Consider the following 21,063-nt stretch of genomic DNA (forward strand, 5'->3'; position numbering starts at 1 on the left):
GCGCAATGCGCCGGCATCTTCAAGCAGCGTCATGAGTGCGAGGGGTTTCCTGAGCGGCTTGCTCAAGCGCTTCGGATTCGAGCGTGGTGTAGGTTTTGAAATTTGAGGCAGCACGCACTATGGCGACGAGGAGCCAAATTGCGCTGAACATACAGCCAAGGACCATGAGTCCTTCACGGTTGCTGTAGCCCACGCACTCGACTCCAAACAACGTGGTGATGGGGGTGAAAATGCCGATGACGCCCAGCTCACGTGCATTCATAGTGAAGCAAAAAAGCGACAGCAGGATCCCGCAGATCACTGAGCAAAACTGCACCACCCACCAGTTTACAAAGGTGTTCGTGCGGTTGATGCGCAGGATCACCGGCACGAAGACAGCCAGGAGCAGGCAGACCATGTAAACGCCCGGGCCGTCGTCCCAATCCCAGGAAGAATGCCTGAGAGTGATGCCAGCCATGATGCTCAACGCCATCAGACACATAACGGCGGAGAAGATCACGCCGGAAGCCCAGCCAGGGTACAGGAGTCTGCCTGCCAGCCTGCCAAAACGCCCGCGCCGTGCCAGCACGGTCACAGCCGTGGGGTAGCGCGGCATTTCCTCCGTCAGCACATCCATGCAAACGATGAGCGTCAGGACCATGAGTGGAATGTAGGCCCAAAAAGCCACATCGGGATCGGTGTTGAGGAAACACAGCAGCAGGCCCGTCACCATCAACGCGCCATGCACGGCCAGTGCGACGAGGCGTTTCAACGTGCTGTGATTCTCTGAGGGCGGAGCGATGCGTGAGGAGCCGAGCGCCAGAAAGTAATACACGGCATACACCACCAGAGCCAGAATGCCGCCAATGAGGCTGCACTGCTCCCATAGAGCGAGCGCAAAGAATTCGCGCACCATCGAGTCTGCCTGTGATGCCGAGACGAGGAATGCGGTGAAGAACCCCAGTGGGACCGCCCCCGCACCCACGCAGAGCGCCAGAAAGATGCGCAGCAACAAGGGCCCCTGAGAAGAAAAAGACAGCAACGCCGCCGTGATAACACCGGAGCCAAGTGCCAGAACCACCAGCGCCACGACCTCCTGCAGGATTTCCACGCCGCCAAAGAAGTAGCGTGCGACCATGTATGGAAGAATGGAGCCTGCGACCAGAAGCGTCTGGCTGTAGAGCGCAACCCATTTGCCATAGAGGATGCGGAATGACGCGATGGAGGTCAGCGTCAGCATGTCCAGTGTGCCATCCGCAGCTTCGGTATGCAGGGCGGCAAATCCACGCAGCGGCATGACCGCCAGCAGCATGAAACCTGCGATGCCCCAGAAGATGCCGTTCACCGCCTCGACTGGCGCACCAAACGTCACTGTGATGAGAAGCAGGATGATGAAGGTGTGAAACAAGATCAGCGCCGAGGTAAAGAACCGCGTGCGCAGGCCCTGGCGCAGCTCCTTGACGACGATGGGGCTGAAGCGATCGCTGAAATCACGCAGCATGGGCAGAGTGGCGTTCATGTCAGACTTCGGTGCCTCCTTTAACAGCGTGAACCATGCGCCAGCCTTCCTGCCGGGCACCGCGTGCATGCCGCCAGGCAAACACTGCGGCAATCAGCAGCAGTGCGGGCCAGATGGAGGCGGAGAGCATGCCTAGCTGGAGAAGGACCGCCTTGTCGCCCGCCTGTGCGGTCTTGTAACCCGATGCCAAAAACTGCGGGAGTGCGCAGGTGAACCAAGCTGTGGCGCTCCTCATGCTCAACGACGCCAGCAGCGGAATGCCCAGGATCGCGATCATCAAATTTACAAACAGCCAGAAGATGATGAATGGCGGCAGAAGATCACGCGATTTGCGTGTGGAAAACACCTGGACCAAGACCGCTATCATCCACGTGCCGGCGGCACTCACGACGACCAGCTTCGCCTCTTCCACACTGCGAGTCCACCCGACGTACACCGCCACCAAAACCACCAGCAGCGCCGAGTAGACCAGACCCGTAACCCAACCCGGCGCCAGCAGCCACAGGGCGACACGGCCCGGCCAGCCGCGCTGATAAAAGGCGGCATACACGGAGGGCACTTCGTTCACGCGCTCGGTCAAGGCGTCGATCATGAGCAAGGTGAGCACGCCCGCAGCGATCATTCCCATGTCGGCTCCCGACCCGGTCAGCCAGCCCAGCAGCAGCAAGGACAGGATCATGACGAGATGTACGGACCGTTTGACCACGCTCAGGAACGAAGCGGTCGGGGCGATGCGCGTTGCCGCCAGACTGAGGAAGAAAAAAATGGCCCATGCCGCCAATGCCACCACCACCAGCAGGGAACTGGCCCCACCCGACTTGGTGAAGAAAGTGAACACCCTACCGGAAGACATGCCGCCGCCCATGCGTGACATGATTATCAAAGAAAACGCGCCACAGCCGCCGATCATCAGTGGGAGGAAAACAACGAGAGCCCGCAGCCAGAACTGGCGCTGGGTGGAGAGCGCCACGATCACCGCCGCAATCACGACGCCAGCCAGCCATTTGTAAAACAGCGCCGCGATCTCGCCAAAGAGATCCAACCCGCCAAACACAAAACGTGCGACCACATATGGGAGGATGCTGAGCATGAGCAGAAGCGACTGAGAGGCGATGGCGGCCCATTTGCCGAAGATGATGCGACCGGCTGAGAGACGTGTGAGCGCCAGCATGTCCAGCGTGCCGGACTTGATCTCATCTGCCACGGCGGAGAAGCCGCGCAAAGGCATGATGATGCAGAGCACGAGTGTGACGATGCCATCGAACCATCCGCTCACCACGCTGGCATTTTCCGCCCCACCGCTCATGAGCGTGAGCAGCACCAGCATGATATGCAGCGTGAGCATCACACCGCCGAACAGACGAGTGCGCAGCCCCTGCCGCAGCTCCTTGACCACCATGGGTGAGAGGCGGTCGGGAAAATCCGTGATGGCAAATGAAGCGTTCATGCTTGGGATGGCGGCAAAGAAGCGCCAAAAGCTGCAAAAATGAGGAGCCGGTGATGATGCATTATTTTGCGTCCTCCGTGTTTTTTTGCGGCAACCCTCCGGACGGCGGAGATTTGAACGTGTTCTTGTCTATCTGCCCGAGCATGTCGATGAAGGCGTCTTCGAGACGGCGCTCTTCTCGGTGGTAGTCGAGCACGGGGAGGCCGTCCTGGATCATGCGGCGCAGCACTCCTGCCAGGGTGGCATCGTCCGTGGACTGAATGCGCAGACGCGCGCCGCGCTTGGTCTCTTCTTCGACCTTGATCAACGGGGCGGTGAGCGCCCATTCGATGAGCTTGGCGGGTTCGCCGGCGATCTGCACATTCACCAGTGTCTCGCCGGCGGTCTCGGTGCCACGCACCATGCTTTCGGCGTCTCCATGGTGAACGATGCGGCCTTTGTCGATGAAGAGCAGACTGTCGCACATCTCGCCAAGTTCGCTGAGGATGTGGGAGCTGATGAGGATGGTCTTGCCCTCCTGCGCGAGAATGCGGATGAGGTTTTTCAGTTCGACGCGCGCTTTGGGATCGAGACCCGCCGCGGGTTCATCGAGGATGAGGATCTGAGGGTCGTGCAAAAGCGCGCGGCCCAGACACAGACGCTGGGTCTGGCCTTTCGACATCTTGTTGCTCATGCGATCCGCCAGCGGCGTGAGATCGGTGAAGTCCATCACCTCCTGGATGCGGCGGAGACGATCCGCGCCTTTGAAGCCGAGGGCGCGTGCATAGAAGTCGAGGTATTCGAGCACGGTCATGTGCTCATAGGTGCCGAAGCTGTCCGGCATCCAGCCCAGCAGACGGCGAACCTTGGCCGGATGATGCACGACATTGTGCCCGCCGATGCAAACCCGGCCGCTGCCGGGAGAATCGAGCGTGGCCATGATGCGCATGGTGGTGGTCTTGCCCGCACCATTGGCACCGACGAAGCCGACCACCCGACCGTGATCAATGCTGAAGGACACGCCGTCCACCGCCTTCAGGGTGCCAAAGGTACGATGCAGATCCTCCACCACGACCGCAGGCTGGCTGCGGTCCATCTCGTGGGCGGGGGCGGAGTTTGAAACAGGCGATGACATGAAGATCGAAGAGGCGGAGTTCAGGGCTGCGTGACCGGGCCGAAGACAACAATGCAATCGTCCTCCCAGCGGATGGAGGGCAGGGTGTCGAGTGTGAAATCCGGTGCCTTCCGGGCCTTCGCGACGAAGAAGGAGCGACGGTTCGTGGTGGTGGTGTTGAGCGAAATGCGCAGCGAGTCCACGGCAGGATTGACGGCGGCCTCACACCACAACCGTTGAGAGCTGTCATCTGCTTTGACCAGGGTGGCGCTCTGGCCGGTGCTCAGCGGTTTTTCGAGCCGCCAATGCGCGCCCGCTGGATCTGTGTAAAACAGTTCCTCCACCGTGAAGCCGAGCGCTGAGATCAGTGTCGGTGCGGCGTCAGGTGCCGCACCGGGCTTGAGTTCCAAGCGTGCGCGAGTGGAAACGGCGGCACGCAGCACCTGCCCCTGCTCTGCGCGGCTTTGGAAGAAATTTCCGCGACGTTCACGTCCGTCCTGCGTCAGGTCGGTGGGCTGCACGTTGTTGGTGTTTTTCAGCTTTGCCCAGGGTGTGTCTGGCATGGTGAGGGGCTCGATGAGCACGGGCTGCTTCATCTCAAAAGCCGCGCCGAGAAGCACGCCCGTGCGGGAGACCTGCTCCTGCGTCACGTAAGCTGCCGCTTCATCCGGCTCCAAATCAATGGCAACAAAACGCCTGCCACTGCCGCCGATGCCGTCCTGGAGAAGGATGAGCGCCACCATGACAAGGCTGGCGCCGATGGAAAGCAGCGGCGTGGTGACGAAGAGCTTGTGCCGTCTGCCCGCAGGAGCCAGCACGAAGAGATTCACCGGACCCACCAGCAGGCCGAAGACGACGAGGAACACGATGACCTGCCATGAGGCAAAACTGCGTGTGCCCAGCAGAGACAACAGCGGCCATGAGCCCGACGTGGCATGGTCAGACCTGAGACTTTCCATACGCGCTTTCTCACCCCAGTAGCGGTTGATGGTTTCTCTTGCGGGCAGAGTCTTGCCATCCCAGCCAAAGACCGCGATTTTTCCCAGCGAGACCGACTTTGAACCTGCATCCGTCACCTCGGGCAGCCCCAGCGATGAAGCCGAGACGCCCGGCGAGAGATAAACATGCAGAGTACCGCCCACCCGCACCCACTCCAGCAGCGCGCGCTTCACGCCTGGCTTCAGCTTCTGGCAGTCGATGCTGCTGAGGAGAATGATGTCAAAACCGCTGTAGCCCAACCAGGAGTCCGGGAGATCCGACACGTCAAAGCGGCTGCCAAAAGTCGCGGGGCCGCCGTAGTAGCCGCCGCCGCTGGAGCGAAGTCTCGACTCCATCTCTTTGTTCAGCTGGGTGATGCTGAACTCGGCCAGCGTCTCGCTCAGGGCGAGGGCCGTGCGACCGGTGACGCGGCTCTCATGCTCGTATTTTGACCCCACATCAAAACCCGTGCCTGAGAAATCCACGCGCAGCAGATGGCTGGAAACGCTCACGCTTCTGTCCCCGTAGTCCACGGCCAGCGGCACCATGAACAATGCCGACTGGGTGGAACGCGCGGGGACATCGAGCGCAAAGCTGCTGCGGTGCGCGTTTTGCCGGTAGTGCTGGGTCTGCGAATGAAAATCAAAGCCCCAGCTCGCATTCCGACCGGTGCCGTTCGTGGCCACGATGCGCATGGGCGCATATCCCGAGGGAGGCAGCGGATCAAACACGCTGCGAACCTGTACTCGAGTGCCGGAGAGCGGATCGAGCTCCTCATTGGCGATGTTTTTTTGCGCATGCGCCGCCGTGGCCCCCAGCAGCAGCACGCCCAGAAGCAGGCGGTGAAAAGACTTCATGCGGCCTCCTTCAGGGTGCGTGGTGTGGCGAGGTTTTGCACGGGCACTTCAGCGAGGATGGCACGGACCACTCCGGCACTCGTTTTGCCATCCATACGGGCGGTGTAGTCCAGCAGCACACGGTGATTGAGCACAGGAAGCGCCAACGCCTGAACGTCCTCAAAGCTTGCATTCGGCCGGCCATGCATCAGTGCGCGCGCCTTGGACGCGGCCGCCAAACTCAACGCCGCGCGCGGGCTGGCACCGAAGCGCACGCCCAACGCTGCGTGCGACTGCCCCGGGTGTGTGGCATCGACAATGCGCGCGATGTAGTCCGCGACGATGTCGGGCAGGAAGATCCGCCGTGCAGTGGCCTGGATCAGCGCGAACGCCTCGCGCGTGACCACGGAAGCCACCTGCGGCTCCACGCCGAGTTCGCGCTGGGTGACGATCTTTGCGAGCGTCTCCGCTGAATTGCGCAGCACCTCCAGCTTGAACAAAAAGCGGTCCACCTGCGCCTCGGGCAGCGGATAGGTGCCTTCCAGTTCGATGGGGTTCTGTGTGGCGAGCACAAAGAAAGGATCCGGCAGCGTGTGCGTCTGCCCGAGCACGGTCACGCGGCGCTCCTGCATGGCTTCGAGCAGTGCGGATTGCGTCTTGGGAGAGGCGCGATTGATTTCATCCGCCAGCAGCAGGTTGGTAAACACGGGGCCGGGTTGAAACACGAACTCGCGCTTGCCATCCACCTCCTGCAGCACGGGATTTCCCGTGATGTCGCCGGGAAGCAGGTCGGGCGTGAACTGTACGCGGCGGGTGGTGAGATTGAGGGCTTTGGAGAGGCCTTTCACCAGTTCGGTTTTCCCCAAGCCCGGCAAGCCTTCGAGCAGCACATGGCCGCGTGCGATGACGCCGCAGAGCACCAGCTCGATGAGTTCACTTTGCCCAAAAAGCACCTCGTTCAGGGTTCGTCGCAGGGCATCGACGGGTAGGGATGCCGACTGAATTTCTGAGTCTGAAGCGTAGGCGTCGTTCATTCATCCGACTAAAACAAGAACCAAGGCATGAAGTCGAGTTGAAAAGGGAACTTCACACACATTTCACAAATGCGCGCCGAGTGCAGATGCGGAAGCAAACGCTCAGCGGAAAACGCGCTTCAGCACGGCCTTCTCCTCAGGTGTCAACGACTCACGCCAGACCTGCTCGCCGCCCTGTCCGACGTTTTGCACCGCACCGGCAGCCTGAGGCCCTTTGGAGGTCTGGTCCACTTCATGTTTGCCATTCTGCAATGCCAGCATGTTGCCCACCTGGGCACGTGACATGTCGGTGTTCGACACCGCTTCGTTCTTGTTTGTGCCGAAATCGTTTTCTTCATCGGAGAGTGTCAGCGGTGCCGTGCCCGGGCCACGCGAGACGCCGCCATTGCCGGGGCCCTCACCCTCTCCCCCCATGCCCTGACCTTGTTTTTTCAGCAGTCCCAAGGCCTCAGCCAGTTCGTCGTCCTCGCCTTCGCCATCACCCAGAAAGCCGGGGTTTTTGCACATGCCGTTGCAGGCGCCCGCCTTCTTTTTCATCGACTCACCCAGTTGTTTCATCTGCTCCTTGGAAAGGCTCTTCAGATTTTTGGGATCGAGGCCCGCAATCGACTTCAGCAGCTCAGGATCAAGCTCCAAGGAGCTCGACTTCATATCCGCCAGTGCCTGATCGAAGTCTTTGAGCAGCTGCTCCTTGGCCTCCACCGAAAGCTGGTCGGCATAATTTTTCAGCGCATTGAGGCTGCGTTCTGCGGTGGCGAGATTTTGAGCCAGTTGTTTGATGTCGCGCTGCAGCTGCTCTTTGAGTGTGTCTCCCGCATTGAGGCTCTCATGGCTGAACCACTTTTCCGGCGGCTGATCCCGCAGCTCCGCGATTTTCGCGAGCTGCTCGTCTTTTTCCTCCTCGGTGACGATCTTGTCTTCCTGGAGCTTTTCCAGCCAGTCTTCCATCTGTGCCCAGGCCTGGGGCTCCACCGTCGGTCCTTTGGCTTCAGCGTCCTGGGCAACGGGCAGGAAGATCGCGAGGGCGAGACTGCCGGCGAATGCTGCGATGGGCCCACCCACGGTTTGCCAGCGCCAGCGCCAGCCGTCGTCCGCAGATGGAACCAGTGCGGGCCACACACCGCGGCCTGCGGCGGCGGTGGTCAGGGCATTGTGCAGCTGGAGTTCTGACTCAAGCCGCACCAAGGCCTGGGATGTGGAAACAAACTGCCGCCGCGCGAGCAGCCAGGCTGTGATCATCAAAGCCACAAAGCCAGAGGTCACCCATGGCCAGACGTGGCTCCATCCCAGCTCCATGCCACGCGAGCGGAGCACAAAAATCACGACAAAGCCGAGCACTCCCGCCATCACCAGAAGAGGCATGGCCCGAGCAAGCCACCAGCCGGCATTCACTTTGCGACGCGTGCGGCGCGCCTGTCTCAACCAGGCCGTGGAAAGCTGAGCTTGATCCGTCATGCCGGGATTCATATCCGATCAACCGCCGGATGACGAGCACAATAATTGGCGCAGGCCGGTCCAGCGTTTGCGGCTTTCCTGCTTGCTCACGGCGAGTGACAGAGCCCGTTCATCGCCAACGAGTACGCAGAGTTTTTTGGCGCGTGTGATGGCGGTGTAGATGAGGCTGCGCTCCAGCAGAACGTAGTGCTGCGTGCTGACGGGGATGATGACGCAGGGAAACTCGCTGCCCTGGCTTTTGTGAATGCTGAGCGCATAGGCGAGCTGGAGTTCATCAAGCTCTCCGGGTTCGTATGCGACGAGGCGGTCGGCATCGTAGCGGACGTGAACTTTGACGGGATCGGCATCGATGGTGACGATGTGGCCGATGTCGCCGTTGAAGACTTCCTTGTCGTAGTTGTTGTGCGTCTGGATGACTTTGTCGCCGACGCGGAAGGTGACGCCGAAGCGCTCGATTTCGAACTTGAGCTCGTTGGGGGGATTGAGTGCGAGCTGCAGGGATTGATTGAGCGAGATGGTGCCGAGGAGGTTGCGATTCATCGGCGTGAGCACCTGGATGTCGCGGATGGGATCGAGGCCGTATTTGGTGGCGAGGCGTGTGTGAGCGAGTTCGACGAGGGTGTGCTTGATCTCCTCCGGCTCGGACTCCTGGAGGAAAAAGAAATCGCTGCTGCGTGAGGGTTTCAGATCGGGCACCTGGCCGCGATTGATCGCGTGTGCGCTGGTGATGATGCGGCTGCTGGCGGCCTGGCGGAAGATCTCGGTGAGCTTCACGCAGGGCACTTTGTCGCTGGCGATCAGATCATGCAGCACCATGCCGGGACCGACGGAGGGGAGCTGATCTGCATCTCCGACGATGAGCAAATGCGCGCCGTCGGGCAGCGCGGAGAGGAACTGCGCCATGAGGGGTGCATCGATCATCGAGGCTTCATCGACGACGAACAAATGGCCGGCGAGCGGCTTGCCGCGATGACGACCCCACTGGCCTTCGCCCTGGTATTCGAGCAGGCGGTGAAGCGTCTTGGCCTCAAGGCCCGTGCTTTCGGTGAGGCGCTTGGCAGCACGGCCGGTGGGCGCGGCGAGCACGAGTTTGATCTGCTTGCTTTGCAGAATGAGGAGGATGCTGCGCAGGATGGTGGTCTTGCCCACACCGGGGCCGCCGGTGATGATGAGCAGACGATGCCGCAGGGCCTCGCGCACGGCGCGCTGCTGGCTTTCGGCGAGTTCTTTGCCGGTCTTCTTCATCACCCAGGCCAGGGCGGCGTCTTCATCAATACTGGGATAGGCTGCGGGCAGGGCGGCGAGTGACTTCACATTCGCCGCGATGCTTTGCTCTGCGGCGCGCAGGTAGGGCAGGTATAAAAAGGTGTCGTGTCGTTCGAGTTGATCGCTGGCGATGAGCGCGTCGATCTGCGGTGCGATCAAGGCCTCCACACCGAGCAGGTCGATGGCTTTTTTGATCACCTCGGTTTCTGGGACGCAGCAGTGGCCGCTTCCGGCGGCGGTTTCGAGCACGTGTAGAATGCCCGCTTTGATCCGCTCCGGCGCATCTTCGGCCACGCCGAGCTGATAGGCGATGTCATCCGCTGTTTTGAAACCAATGCCGCGAATGTCCTGCGCCAGACGGTAGGGGTTCTCCTTCAGCACCGCCTGCGATTCTTCGCCGTAAGTTTTATAGATGCGCAGGGCACGCGATGAACTGATGCCGTGCTGGTGCAGGAAGAGCATGATGCCGTGGATCGACTTTTGTTTGATCCATGATTCGCGGATTTCCACGCGACGCTTCTTGCCCACGCCTTCCACGTCTTCGAGTTTCTTGGATTCGTTCTCGATGATGTCGAAGACCTTGGGCCCGAACTTCTCGACCATGCGCTTGGCATACTTCGGCCCGATCCCTTCGATCAAGCCGCTGCCGAGGTACCGCTCGATGCCAGCGAGTGAATCGGGGCGTCGGAGCTTGAGCGCGTCTGCTTTGAACTGCGGACCGAAGTCGCGGTTCGGCTCCCACACCCCACGGGCTTCGAACTCCTCTCCGGCGACGACGCGCGGTGCTTTGCCGATCAGGCTCACGACATCGCGCCGGCCTTCGGGGACGATTTTGAGGATGCAGTAGCCATTGTCCTCGTTGTGAAACACCACGCGGTCCACAAGTCCGCGCAGGACTTCGGATTTGGGGGTGTTTCGCGGGGCTGGCATGGGTGCAGGCTAGCACTGCGGAAATCTGATTGCCAGTATCACCGCCAACATGCTACTTCACGTCATGTTTAGAACAGCGATTCCCTTTGGCTATCTGTTCATTGCGCTCTTCCTGGGTGGACTCTTGCTCGTGGGTGTGACGTGTTTTGTCCTTGGCTGGCGTACTCGACGGCGCTCCCTGCAAATGATGGGTGCAGTCTTATCACTCACAGTGATCGGCTTGATCACTGCGGATGTGGTCATGAATTCTCTCGTAGAATGGAATCCCCTCGTGCGTGAGGACAAGGCTGTGCTCGGAACCTGGCTGCGAGAGCGAAACTTTTGGATGGATTTTTCCGAGACCATCATCCTCCGGGCGGATCACAGTTTCGAATATCATTCTGATACCGAAGGCTTTGCTGGAAAATGGGAGAGGTATGACTGGAATTTGCATCTCGCAGCCAAGGGAATCGACTCCACGATGCGCTTTATCGAATATTCTGGAGAACTCAGGCTCCTATCCCATCCGCCGGAAGATCCCGACTCATGGAATGGCGACCCGGGTTTGAAACGAGCGCAACCTCACCCGTAATGCTGCGTGCGGAGTTCCTTCGGCGTGATGCCGATGCGTTTGCGGAACTGCTGGGTGGAGGCGCTTTGATCGCAAAAGCACACAAATCGGATTGCCAGATGTCCGCTTTGTCGTGGTTGAACTGATGCCCATTTGGCCACTATTTGGGTGCAAATCAAACCTCCCTGTTTTGCTGGACCACTATCGACTGCAACTTCGTGACCAACTTCCGGTGATCCTGCGCCCGCTGCTGCCGGATGATCGGGAACGGATCATTGAGGCCTTCAGGAGGCTCTCGCCTGAGTCTACATACTTCAGGTTCTGGACGAGATTTCGCGGGGCCAACCCGACTTTCATCGACCGGCTCTGCGCGGAAGACCATGGGCAGCATGCGAGCTGGATCATTGTCGTCGAAAACAACGATGATGTTCCCGGCGTGGGAGGCGGCTCATTCTGGCGCATGGGAGAGCAGGCAGACACGGCGGAAGTCTCCTTCACAGTGGCGGATGAGTTTCAGGGGCAAGGTGCTGGAACGATCCTGCTGGCTGCAATCTGGGAGCATGCGTACTCGATTGGCATCCGGAAGTTTGTGGCGCAGGTGCTGGATGAAAATCATGTGATGCTCACGTGGTGGAGCAGTCTTGGCGCGGCCCATGTCAGGCAGCCTCATGGCGGATGGGAGTTGACGCTCATGCTTGATGAGGCCCTGCTGCCGGACACCTCTGCGGCCAACAGTTTGCGCCAAAGGCTGGCTTTTCTTCGCGCGGCATCCTCTGATGGCTGATTGCGTGCATCACCCGTGGTGCCGGGTACGGAATTCTTTGGGCGTCATGCCGGTGCGTTTGCGGAACTGCTGGGTGAAGGCGCTTTGATCGCAGAAGCCGTGGTCGAGGGCGATCTGGATGATGGGCGTGGATGTTTTGGCCAGGGCTTCGGCGGCGGATTGAACGCGTGCTCGCAGCAGCAGCTCATAAGGGCTGAGGCCGAGGGCGGCGCGGAGCTTGCGGTGAAGGTGGCGCTCTGAGACTCCGGCGGCACGGGCGAGTTCCGCCGCGGTGACGACCTCATGGCAATGCGCGCGTGCGTATTGAATGGCGGCGGTCACTTCGCGCACATCGTGCTGGCGCATGCGGTCTTCATCCCGCCGGGTGATGCCCATGACGCCGATGACCTTGCCGCGTCTGTCGAGCACGGGGAGCTTGGTGCAGAGGAACCAGCTCAGGTTGTGCTGCTCGTCATACCAGACTTCGAGGCGGTTGATGAGCGGCTTGCCACTGCGGATGACTTTCTGGTCGTCCTCGCGGTAGGCTTTGGCGACCTCGGGCGGGAAGAATTTCTCGTCCATCGCGCCGACGAGTTCGCGCTCGTTCTTGATGCCGAAGCGTTCATAGGTGGCGCTGTTTGCCGCGATGTGCCGTCCCGAGTCGTCCTTCATGAAGAAGAACACGCCCGGCATGTGCTCGAAGATGGCGCGCACGCCCTGCGGATCGGCGATCTGAGCGAAAAAATCGGCTTGGAGACGTGGCAGCGACATGGCCGGATTTTAACAAAATTTGGCAGTCTGTCACCAAACGAACTGGGGTTGTCGTAAGTATGTACATGGCGATATTTCAACCTCTGTCCGTCATGCACCTCCGTCTCCTTTCCTTACTCGCCTTCGCCAGCGCTGCGGCATTCGCTCAAACGAAGCCGACTTACACCTTCCCCGTCAAGGCGCTGACCGCCGAGGAGGAGCTGAAAACGATTGAGTTGCCGAATGGCTATTCCCTGGAGCTGGTGCTGAGTGATCCGATCATCAAGGAGCCGACGGCGATCGCCTTCGATGGCAACGGCAAGATGTACATCGTCGAAATGCGCACGTACATGCAGGACATCGACGGCACAGACGAGCTGACGCCGAAGAGCCGCATTTCGCTGCATGAATCGACGAAGGGCGATGGGGTGTATGACAAGCACAGTGTCTATATGGACAACATCCTTCTTCCACGCATGGTGCTGCCGCTGGATGACCGCGTGCTGGTGGGCATCACGGACACGAATGACATCACGCTGCATCGCGATGCGAATGGCGACGGCGTGGCGGATGAGCAGTCGCCCTGGTATGTGGGCGGACCGCGCGGCGGCAACATGGAGCATCAGCCCAGCGGTTTGGTGTGGGGTCTGGACAACTGGATTTACACGACCTACAACGGCTACCGCCTGCGCTGGAATGGCAAGGATGCGCCGCTGAAAGAAAACACCGCTCCCAATGGCGGGCAGTGGGGTCTGACGCAGGATGATTACGGCAAGATGTGGTGGAGCAATGCCGGTGGCGAAAAGGGCCTGTGGAACTACCAGGCGCCGATCCTCTACGCGGCGATCAATGTGCCGCAGCAGAAGAGCGAGAAGTTTGATACGGTGTGGCCGATTGTGGCACTCGGTGATTTCCAAGGCGGCCCGGGCCGATTTCACTCGCCGGAAGACCTTCGTTTGAATCACTTCACGGGCTGCGCCGGACAGACGATCTATCGCGGTGACCGGTTGCCGAAGGAGCTGTATGGCAATGTGTTTCTGCCGGAGCCTGTGGGTCGTTTGATCCGCCGTTCCATCGTCGAAGTGAAGGATGGCATCACCACGGTGACCAATCCCTATGAGGCGGAGATGAGCGAGTTCATCCGCAGCAGTGATCCGAATTTTCGCCCGTTGAACATGACCACGGGGCCGGATGGTTGTCTGTATATTGTGGATGCGTATCGTGGCATCATCCAGGAAGGCAACTGGGTGAAGCCGGGAAGCTTTCTGCGCGGGGCCATCGAGCCTACGGGCATGCAGCATGTGACCGGTCATGGCCGTGTGTGGCGTCTGGTGCACAAGGATTTCAAACCCGGCCCGCAGCCGAAGATGATCGGCGAGACTTCCGCACAACTGGTGGCGCACCTCACGCATCCGAACGGTTTCTGGCGTGACACTGCGCAGCGCATGCTGGTGGTGAAGAATGACAAATCCGTGGTGCCTGCACTCATTGAGATGGCGGCGAAGAATGACAACCACCTTGCCCGGCTTCACGCGCTGTGGACGCTCGAAGGACTCGATGCCATCACGCCGGACATCATCCACACCGCGATGAAGGATGCGCATCCGCAGCTTCGCGCCAATGCCATCCGCGTGGCGGAATCGCTGCTGAAGAAAGGCGACACCGCCCTGATCGCCGACATCAAAGCCATGCGTGCTGACAAAGATCCGACCGTGGTGTTGCAGACGCTTTACACCAGCCGTCACTTCAACTGGCCCAACTGGAAACTCGAAGCGCAGACCATGCTCATGACATCTCCCAGCATCGGTGTGAGGGAAATCGGCGCGCAGCTGCTGGTGGAGGCACCGAAGATCAGCGGCAGCTTCAGCAAGGATGAGAAGAAGCAGTTGGAGCGTGGGCAGGAGATCTTCCGCTCTTTGTGCTTCGCCTGCCATGGCTTCGACGGCAACGGGATGCCGATCGCCGGGCGTGAGGGTGCGACGCTGGCACCGCCGCTCGCTGGTTCCAAGACGGCAGTGCAGGGAGATGCCATCGTGCGTGTGATGATGAACGGCCTTGGCGGCCCCATCAATGGCAAGACTTATGAGGCGCAGATGGTGCCCATGGCCACGAACAACGACCAGTGGATCGCCGACGTGACGAGCTACATCCGCAAGGCCTTTGGCAACAATGGCAAGCTCGTCACCAAGCAGGAAGTGGCCAAGCTGCGCAAAGACCTCTCCAAGCGCATTACTCCGTGGAGCATTGAAGAGCTGCAGGCGCTCTATCCGCAGCCGCTGAAAAATCGTGCGGCCTGGAAGCTCACCGCCAGCCATGGCGCAAAGGATGTTAACAAAGCCGTTGATGGCGACATCGCCACCCGCTGGGACACACATGGCTCTCAAACGCCTGACATGTGGTTTCAAATTGATCTTCCTGAAGCCACCGACATCTCCGGCCTCGTACTCGACACCGGAAAATCTCACAACGACTACCCGCGCCAGTACAAGATCGAGCTGTCACTCAACGGCACGGAATGGGAGAACCCCGTTCTTCAGGGCAAGGGTGATGCTGGGGCCATCGAATACCTCTTCCCAAAACCGACCAAGGCCAAGTCCATTCGGATCTCGCAGACCGGGGAACAGAAAGGGACTTATTGGTCCATTCATGAGCTGGAAGTGCTGGGCGTGGTAAAGAAGCCTTAAAGTCTCCTCATCTTGCAACGGGGCTGGAACGGGATAACTGCTGTCCCGTTCCCACTACACATGAAGCAGTTGTTCCATTTCTTCGGCACCATGGTGTTGGTCTTCGGGTTGCTTGGTTGCAAGCGCCCGCCGTCGAATCTGCTGCAAGGCTATGTGGAGGGCGAGTTTGTGTATGTTTCCTCGCCGCTGGGTGGCAAGCTGACAAAGCTGAATGTGCAGCGTGGCGCGCAGGTGAAGGAGGGCGACGTGCTGTTTGCGCTGGAAGACGTGGCTGAAACGGCGGCACGGGATGAGGCGAGCCACCGGCTGCAGCAGGCGAAGAACACGCTGGAGGATGCGAAGAAAGGCAAGCGGCCGACGGAGATTGCGTCGCTGGAGGCGCAGCTGAAGCAGGCGCGCGAGGCTTCGGCCCTGGCGGAGATTGAATTCGCACGACAGCTTGAGCTGACGAAATCCGGCGCTGTGGCGGTGGACAGCACGGATCAAGCCCGCAGCGCGAATGTGCAGAATCACCAGCGGGTGGAGCAGCTGGAGGCGGATCTGAAAACCGCCGCTCTGGGCATGCGCAGTGATGCGGTGGCGGCACTGGAGGCCGAGGTGAAAGCGCGCGAGGCGGCGCTGGCCAAGGCGGCATGGGATCTTTCGCAGAAGCAGCAAAGTGCGCCACAGGCGGGAGTGGTGAATGACACGCTCTACCGTACAGGTGAAATGGTGGCGGCGGGCAGGCCGGTGGTTTCCCTGCTGCCGCCGACGAATATCAAGGTGCGCACGTTTGTGCCGGAAACGCGGCTGACGACCTTGAAAGTGGGTGATGCGGTGAAGGTCCGCCTTGATGGAGTGGCCGAGGCGCTGAATGCGAAGGTGAGCTTCATCGCGCCGCAGGCGGAATACACGCCGCCGGTGATCTACAGCCAGGAGAACCGGAGCAAGCTGGTGTTCAGGATTGAACTGCGATTCGAGGATGCGGTGGCGGCGAAGCTGCACCCGGGGCAGCCAGTTGATGTGGAATTCGCGCCCTGAAGATGAGCGAAGAACTGGCCATCGACGTGAAAGGCATGACGAAGCGATTCGGCACGCGCACGGTTGTGAACAAGATCGACCTGCAGGTGCGCAAGGGGGAGATCTATGGCTTCCTGGGGCCCAATGGCAGTGGCAAGACCACCTTCATCCGCATGCTGTGCGGTCTGCTAAAGGCGGACGAAGGCAGCGGGACGTGCCTGGGATTTGATGTCATCAAGCAGAGCGAGGAGATCAAAAAGCAGGTGGGGTACATGACGCAGCGCTTCAGCTTTTACGAAGACCTGAGCATTCGAGAGAATCTGGATTTCGTGGCGCGCATGTATGGCATCAAGGACCGGCAGAGGGCGGTGAGTGCCTCCATCGAACGGCTCGGATTGGCGGGGCGTGAGCGGCAGCTGGCGGGCCAGTTGTCTGGCGGATGGAAGCAGCGGCTGGCACTGGCGGCTTGTTTGATTCATGAGCCGAAGCTGCTGCTGCTCGATGAGCCGACGGCAGGTGTGGACCCGAAGGCGCGGCGCGATTTCTGGGAGCAGATCCATCAGCTTGCCGCTGAAGGGCTGACGTTTCTCATCACCACGCACTACATGGACGAGGCGGAGCGTTGTCATCGGCTGGCGTATATTGCGTATGGCAATCTGCTCACGCATGGCACGGTGCAGGAGGTGGTGGAGAGCGCGCATCTCACGACCTGGTCAGTGAAGGGCGGCGATTTGGTGAAACTCGCGGGGGAGCTGCGGGGGAAACCGGGGGTGCATCAGGCGGTGGCGTTTGGCACCTCGCTGCATGTCAGCGGTGGTGATGCGGCGGCGCTGGAGCAAGCCATTGCGCCGTTCCGCAATGATCATGAATGGACGCTGATCCGCTCCGGCCTTGAGGACGTGTTCATTCATTTGATGGATCAATCGAAGGACAACTTCGCTGCCGCATGAACCGCTACTTTTCCATCACGCGCTTTCTGGCGATCATCATCAAGGAGTTCATCCAGATGCGGCGGGACCGCGTGACCTTTGGCATGATGGTCGGCATTCCGCTGCTGCAACTCCTGCTGTTTGGCTTTGCCATCAACTCGGACCCGAAGCACCTGCCCGCCGCCGTGCTCATGAATGACAGCGGGCCGCAGGCACGCACGCTGCTCAGCGCCATCCGCAACAGCGGCTACTATGAGTTTGTGCGGCAGGTGAAAAGTGAGGCCGAAGCACGCGAGGTGCTGGAGCATGGGGAGGTGCGGTTTGTCATCACCATCCCGCAGGATTTTTCACGGGACCTGCTGCGCGGGGACAAGCCGACGCTGCTGATCGAAGCGGATGCCACGGACCCTGCGGCGACGAGCAATGCCATCAACATCATGCGCCCGCTGCTGACCACGGCGCTCATGAATGACTTCAAGGGCCCTCTCGCTTATCTGGCGCAAAGCGAGGCTCCCATCGACCTGCGCATTCACGCGCTGTACAATCCGGAGGCGGTCACGCAGTATAACATTGTCCCCGGTCTCATGGGCGTGGTGCTCACGATGACGATTGTCATGATCACCGCGCTGGCCATCACGCGTGAGCGCGAGCGTGGCACGATGGAAAATCTGCTCTCGATGCCGACGCGGCCATTTGAAGTGCTGCTGGGGAAGATCATCCCTTACATGTTCGTCGGCTACATTCAGGTGGTGCTCATTTTGATCGCGGCGCATTTCCTCTTTCATGTGCCGATGGTGGGGAATCTTGGCCTGCTCTTTGTTGCCGCGTTTGTCTTCATCGCCGCGAATCTCGCGGTGGGGATCACGTTCTCCACGCTGGCCACCAACCAGCTGCAGGCGGTGCAGGGTTCGTTCTTTTTCTTCCTGCCCTCACTGCTGCTTTCCGGCTTCATGTTTCCCTTTCGCGGCATGCCGCAGTGGGCGCAGAACATCGGCGAGGTGCTGCCGCTCACGCACTTTCTGCGCATCATTCGCGGGGTGCTGCTGAAGGGGAACAACTTTGCCGACATCTCGCTGCAGCTCTGGCAGATCGGGCTGTTTGCGATTGTGGCGTTGTTTATTGGGGTGTTTCGCTACCGGCAGACACTGGATTGATGTCATTAAATTGATTGCATCAACGGACCCACCCGGTGTTCACGCGAAATCCGCCCGTCTCTGCGGCGGAATGGCGTGGCAGACGCTGCTGGTGAGCGCGGTGTGCATAGAAGGCGCTGGGTTTGCTTCCCCGTCGTGAACGTCCATACCCAGGGTCGCCTCGCCTAGGCTCGGCTGACCCTGGGCTATATTCCGCAGCCCCGTTGGGGCTGGTGTAAGGCGGAGTGATGGGGAGAAACAACGTCAGCGAGACAAGGAATTTCGGGAGCGTCAAGAATGCACCGAGACACCCATGCTGCACAACTCACGCTGCCAAGCCGCCGACCATGGGAGTATTCGCAGGCCAGAGTGTTTGCCGCGCGCTAATGGACGGACGGGCTGCCGCCACATCCGTCCTACGCAGGATTCACAGCTTGTAAAACTTGATGGCATTGCCGGACCACAGCTTGCGCTGATCTTCAAAGGGGCGTGAGGCCACGATCTGGTCCAGGGCCTCGACCCAGCCGCGCACGCGGCTGCCGAGAAGGCATACGGGCCAGTCGCCACCGAAGAAGACGCGGTCGGGGCCGAAGGCATCGAGGCAGTGGTTGACCACGGGGGCGAGGTCTTCGGCGCGCCATTCGCCGGGCGGGACGAAGGCGACGATGCCGCTGATCTTGCACATCACTCCGGGCTGCGCGGCGACGGCATCGATGCCGCGTTTCCAGCCGTCGGCGGTGCAGCTGCGTTTCAGGCCGGGGCCGAGCTTGGAATTGAAGGCCTTGGGGTCGCCGTTGCCGCAGTGGTCGAGGACGAAGTGGGTCTCCGGGCACTGCTGAATGAGCTTCACGGCATCGTGCAGCTCCGTGGGGCGCATGGTGAGCTCGAAGTTGAGGCCGCGCCTGCCGAGCGTCTGCACGCCGCGTACGAAATCGGGGCGCAGGCAGTAGCCCGCAGGAGTGGAGGGCCCGTGCAGCACCTGGCGCAGGCCTTTGATGATGCCGTTGCCCGCGTAGCGCTGCACGTAGCTTTCGAAATCTGCTGAGGCGGGACGCCCGCCGATCGTGGCGGCAATGGTCGGGGTGTTGCGGGCACGGATTTGCGCCACGATGGCATCGGCTTCTTTGATGTGATCTTTCGGAGCTACGTCCACTTCCATGTAGATGGCCTTCACCTTCAGCCCGTGCATCGCCTCCAGGTACTCGGGAGTGAGGAAATCATGCTGCAGCACTTCAGGAGCTGTTTTGACCCAGGGTGGGTTCACGAAATCACCGCCCCAGAGATGCTGATGCGTGTCGATGATCAGCTTGTCCGCCCGTTGGGTCGTCGTGGTGCAGGATGATGCGGCAAGGGAAGCAGCAGATGCAGAGGCGGTGTGGAGGAACTGGCGGCGGTTCATGGTGGAGGATTAGAAGCATCTGATACGTGATGCAAGGCACCTCCTTGTCAGAACACAGGCTCCGACCACTTCATGATGATTCCTTGGTTCACCCTGAAGCCTTACAACGCACCTGACTGTGCCAGAAGGCTGTTGATCACCTCTTTTGTTGAAGGTTTTTTCAGTATCAGACCGAGCAGATTTTCAAATGCCACCATGTTTTTAACCGAAGGTTTTTTGCCTTCAAAATGCACAGATAGCGGAAACATTTTTGCACCATGCAGCACGGAAAGCAGCAGATGAGAGTAGTCATCCAGGAGGGGAGCCTGGATGTAAAAGTTGTGCACCATGTCGCCTTGCGAATTAGTTCTGGTTGTCACAATACCCACAAGCCGCCCACCGGTTTCTTTCTCCAAAATGCGCCCCTGCTCTCGTAGAACGGTTAGCGGCGTTTTTGTCTTAGCGACGGCGGGAATCGAACCCCAGAGGTTTTTGGTGGCTGCAGACATGGCAAAATCGAGGTTAAATTTCGAATGCGATTGGCAGATGATCCGAATATTTCTTGAAATTAGGTCGTCCTTTTTGATCAAGCAATTGGGTGGGCCCAATTTGAGTGATTACTGAAAGCCGAGCATTATTAAAGTGCCCCAAAATGGCAGGTCTCACAAGCACTTGATCCCAAGCATGCCAAAAGTGGCATTCTGGACTGGCTTTGCGATAAAAGTAGCTGCCGGGCGGGCCTGGCGAATCATCCCCAAGTCTGCTCCACATCGGATTGTAAAAGAAGTAATGTTCTTGTTTTTGGATGAGTCTGGACTCCTCCATAGCCAGACGGCGATCCATAACGGCGTGAAAACAATGACTCGCGATCATGCCTGGGTGATACGGGTCCATATTGAAATCGCCCACCACAAGTGTCTGCCGGTGCCTTCGTTGACTTTCCTGATCTCGGATGAGATCAGCAGAGTCCTGAGCAAGAATCATCAAGTCTCTCTCTGACTGATGCATCGGGCTCGACAAGTGAACGGAGGCAATCAACAATTCGTCGCCGTTTGAACGCTGCAAAGCATGAACCAGGCAGTGGGAATGCTCAGTTACCGTGGCAAGCTTCCCTACCGTCACACGAGAAAACAACGCCAGCGATGCGTGTCTTTTCAGGACAGGCTTTACATATGCCGCACGCTTGTTCGGATCCGCCTTGTTCAGCGCATCTTCAATATGAGCTATGCGACTTCCATGTTCACAGATGATCACTATATCCGCGTTCTGTTCGATGGCCGCTTGAGCAACAATGGCTTCAAGCGGCCTGCCCCGAATGTTCCAGAACAAGATTCGTGTCA

The 21,063-nt window shown here is 59.6% G+C and carries 17 protein-coding genes; 6 read left to right on the forward strand and 11 right to left on the reverse strand.

Going from position 1 to position 21,063, the window contains the following annotated elements:
- Window positions 1-19: 19 nt before the first annotated feature.
- The 7 genes from AC24GY_RS23275 to recD2 all read right to left on the reverse strand — a co-directional run bounded on the left by AC24GY_RS23275 (window position 20) and on the right by recD2 (window position 10,537).
- On the reverse strand, window positions 20-1,498 hold the full coding sequence (locus AC24GY_RS23275; RefSeq protein WP_487687766.1) for a hypothetical protein: 1,479 nt from the start codon (window positions 1,496-1,498) through the stop codon (window positions 20-22).
- A 1-nt stretch (window position 1,499) separates the two neighbouring features.
- Window positions 1,500-2,945, reverse strand: coding sequence for a hypothetical protein (locus AC24GY_RS23280; protein WP_487687768.1), 1,446 nt, complete (start codon window positions 2,943-2,945; stop codon window positions 1,500-1,502).
- Between the two features lie 61 nt (window positions 2,946-3,006).
- On the reverse strand, window positions 3,007-4,059 hold the full coding sequence (locus AC24GY_RS23285; RefSeq protein ID WP_487687770.1) for an ABC transporter ATP-binding protein: 1,053 nt from the start codon (window positions 4,057-4,059) through the stop codon (window positions 3,007-3,009).
- Window positions 4,060-4,079: 20 nt separating this feature from the next.
- Window positions 4,080-5,873 (reverse strand): hypothetical protein, encoded by a 1,794-nt coding sequence (locus tag AC24GY_RS23290; protein ID WP_487687772.1) that lies wholly within the window; start codon window positions 5,871-5,873, stop codon window positions 4,080-4,082.
- Window positions 5,870-6,886, reverse strand: coding sequence for an AAA family ATPase (locus AC24GY_RS23295; protein WP_487687775.1), 1,017 nt, complete (start codon window positions 6,884-6,886; stop codon window positions 5,870-5,872). The genes AC24GY_RS23290 and AC24GY_RS23295 overlap by 4 nt, the downstream gene beginning before the upstream one ends.
- Window positions 6,887-6,988: 102 nt before the next feature.
- Window positions 6,989-8,341 (reverse strand): hypothetical protein, encoded by a 1,353-nt coding sequence (locus AC24GY_RS23300; RefSeq protein ID WP_487687777.1) that lies wholly within the window; start codon window positions 8,339-8,341, stop codon window positions 6,989-6,991.
- Window positions 8,342-8,359: 18 nt separating this feature from the next.
- Window positions 8,360-10,537, reverse strand: coding sequence for an SF1B family DNA helicase RecD2 (gene recD2, locus AC24GY_RS23305; protein WP_487687780.1), 2,178 nt, complete (start codon window positions 10,535-10,537; stop codon window positions 8,360-8,362).
- 49 nt (window positions 10,538-10,586) lie between these two features.
- Here recD2 and AC24GY_RS23310 point away from each other — a divergent pair, with 49 nt between their 5' ends.
- Window positions 10,587-11,108 carry a hypothetical protein gene (locus AC24GY_RS23310; protein ID WP_487687783.1) on the forward strand — a complete coding sequence of 174 codons (522 nt, stop codon included), beginning with the start codon at window positions 10,587-10,589 and terminating at the stop codon, window positions 11,106-11,108.
- Window positions 11,109-11,277: 169 nt separating this feature from the next.
- The gene (locus tag AC24GY_RS23315) at window positions 11,278-11,871 is read left to right on the forward strand and encodes an N-acetyltransferase family protein (protein ID WP_487687786.1); all 594 of its coding nucleotides are present in this window, start codon (window positions 11,278-11,280) and stop codon (window positions 11,869-11,871) included.
- Window positions 11,872-11,880: 9 nt separating this feature from the next.
- Here the strand turns inward: AC24GY_RS23315 and AC24GY_RS23320 are convergent, their stop codons facing one another.
- Window positions 11,881-12,621, reverse strand: a complete 741-nt coding sequence (locus tag AC24GY_RS23320; protein WP_487687789.1) for an AraC family transcriptional regulator — start codon at window positions 12,619-12,621, stop codon at window positions 11,881-11,883.
- A 92-nt stretch (window positions 12,622-12,713) separates the two neighbouring features.
- On the opposite strand from AC24GY_RS23320, the gene AC24GY_RS23325 reads away from it, so the two are divergent.
- From AC24GY_RS23325 to AC24GY_RS23340, 4 genes are read left to right on the forward strand one after another with little or no spacing between them, the layout of a single operon-like run.
- On the forward strand, window positions 12,714-15,284 hold the full coding sequence (locus AC24GY_RS23325) for a DUF7133 domain-containing protein (RefSeq protein WP_487687791.1): 2,571 nt from the start codon (window positions 12,714-12,716) through the stop codon (window positions 15,282-15,284).
- Between the two features lie 60 nt (window positions 15,285-15,344).
- Window positions 15,345-16,304 carry an HlyD family secretion protein gene (locus AC24GY_RS23330; protein ID WP_487687793.1) on the forward strand — a complete coding sequence of 320 codons (960 nt, stop codon included), beginning with the start codon at window positions 15,345-15,347 and terminating at the stop codon, window positions 16,302-16,304.
- Between the two features lie 2 nt (window positions 16,305-16,306).
- Window positions 16,307-17,233, forward strand: a complete 927-nt coding sequence (locus AC24GY_RS23335) for an ABC transporter ATP-binding protein (protein ID WP_422320171.1) — start codon at window positions 16,307-16,309, stop codon at window positions 17,231-17,233.
- Window positions 17,230-18,366, forward strand: a complete 1,137-nt coding sequence (locus AC24GY_RS23340; protein ID WP_487687796.1) for an ABC transporter permease — start codon at window positions 17,230-17,232, stop codon at window positions 18,364-18,366. The genes AC24GY_RS23335 and AC24GY_RS23340 overlap by 4 nt, the downstream gene beginning before the upstream one ends.
- 406 nt (window positions 18,367-18,772) lie before the next feature.
- On the opposite strand, the gene AC24GY_RS23345 is transcribed toward AC24GY_RS23340, so the two are convergent.
- The 3 genes from AC24GY_RS23345 to AC24GY_RS23355 form a co-directional block, all read right to left on the reverse strand.
- Window positions 18,773-19,744 (reverse strand): amidohydrolase family protein, encoded by a 972-nt coding sequence (locus AC24GY_RS23345; RefSeq protein ID WP_487687799.1) that lies wholly within the window; start codon window positions 19,742-19,744, stop codon window positions 18,773-18,775.
- A gap of 101 nt (window positions 19,745-19,845) precedes the next feature.
- Complete coding sequence (locus tag AC24GY_RS23350; RefSeq protein ID WP_487687802.1) at window positions 19,846-20,232, reverse strand: hypothetical protein; 387 nt, start codon at window positions 20,230-20,232, stop codon at window positions 19,846-19,848.
- A 13-nt stretch (window positions 20,233-20,245) separates the two neighbouring features.
- Complete coding sequence (locus AC24GY_RS23355; protein WP_487687805.1) at window positions 20,246-21,052, reverse strand: endonuclease/exonuclease/phosphatase family protein; 807 nt, start codon at window positions 21,050-21,052, stop codon at window positions 20,246-20,248.
- Window positions 21,053-21,063 lie beyond the last annotated feature (11 nt).

The organism is Prosthecobacter sp. Pr1 (assembly GCF_057652315.1).

What these genes read in the sequence shown, in the direction of transcription:
- AC24GY_RS23290 (WP_487687772.1), bottom strand. Translation starts at nt 5,873, where the DNA reads ATGAAGTCTTTTCACCGCCTGCTTCTGGGCGTGCTGCTGCTGGGGGCC.
- AC24GY_RS23345 (WP_487687799.1), bottom strand. Translation starts at nt 19,744, where the DNA reads ATGAACCGCCGCCAGTTCCTCCACACCGCCTCTGCATCTGCTGCTTCC.
- AC24GY_RS23275 (WP_487687766.1), bottom strand. Translation starts at nt 1,498, where the DNA reads ATGAACGCCACTCTGCCCATGCTGCGTGATTTCAGCGATCGCTTCAGC.
- AC24GY_RS23335 (WP_422320171.1), top strand. Translation starts at nt 16,307, where the DNA reads ATGAGCGAAGAACTGGCCATCGACGTGAAAGGCATGACGAAGCGATTC.
- AC24GY_RS23295 (WP_487687775.1), bottom strand. Translation starts at nt 6,886, where the DNA reads ATGAACGACGCCTACGCTTCAGACTCAGAAATTCAGTCGGCATCCCTA.
- AC24GY_RS23300 (WP_487687777.1), bottom strand. Translation starts at nt 8,341, where the DNA reads ATGACGGATCAAGCTCAGCTTTCCACGGCCTGGTTGAGACAGGCGCGC.
- AC24GY_RS23310 (WP_487687783.1), top strand. Translation starts at nt 10,587, where the DNA reads ATGCTACTTCACGTCATGTTTAGAACAGCGATTCCCTTTGGCTATCTG.
- AC24GY_RS23350 (WP_487687802.1), bottom strand. Translation starts at nt 20,232, where the DNA reads ATGTCTGCAGCCACCAAAAACCTCTGGGGTTCGATTCCCGCCGTCGCT.
- AC24GY_RS23320 (WP_487687789.1), bottom strand. Translation starts at nt 12,621, where the DNA reads ATGTCGCTGCCACGTCTCCAAGCCGATTTTTTCGCTCAGATCGCCGAT.
- AC24GY_RS23325 (WP_487687791.1), top strand. Translation starts at nt 12,714, where the DNA reads ATGCACCTCCGTCTCCTTTCCTTACTCGCCTTCGCCAGCGCTGCGGCA.
- AC24GY_RS23340 (WP_487687796.1), top strand. Translation starts at nt 17,230, where the DNA reads ATGAACCGCTACTTTTCCATCACGCGCTTTCTGGCGATCATCATCAAG.
- AC24GY_RS23280 (WP_487687768.1), bottom strand. Translation starts at nt 2,945, where the DNA reads ATGAACGCTTCATTTGCCATCACGGATTTTCCCGACCGCCTCTCACCC.
- AC24GY_RS23285 (WP_487687770.1), bottom strand. Translation starts at nt 4,059, where the DNA reads ATGTCATCGCCTGTTTCAAACTCCGCCCCCGCCCACGAGATGGACCGC.
- AC24GY_RS23330 (WP_487687793.1), top strand. Translation starts at nt 15,345, where the DNA reads ATGAAGCAGTTGTTCCATTTCTTCGGCACCATGGTGTTGGTCTTCGGG.
- recD2 (WP_487687780.1), bottom strand. Translation starts at nt 10,537, where the DNA reads ATGCCAGCCCCGCGAAACACCCCCAAATCCGAAGTCCTGCGCGGACTT.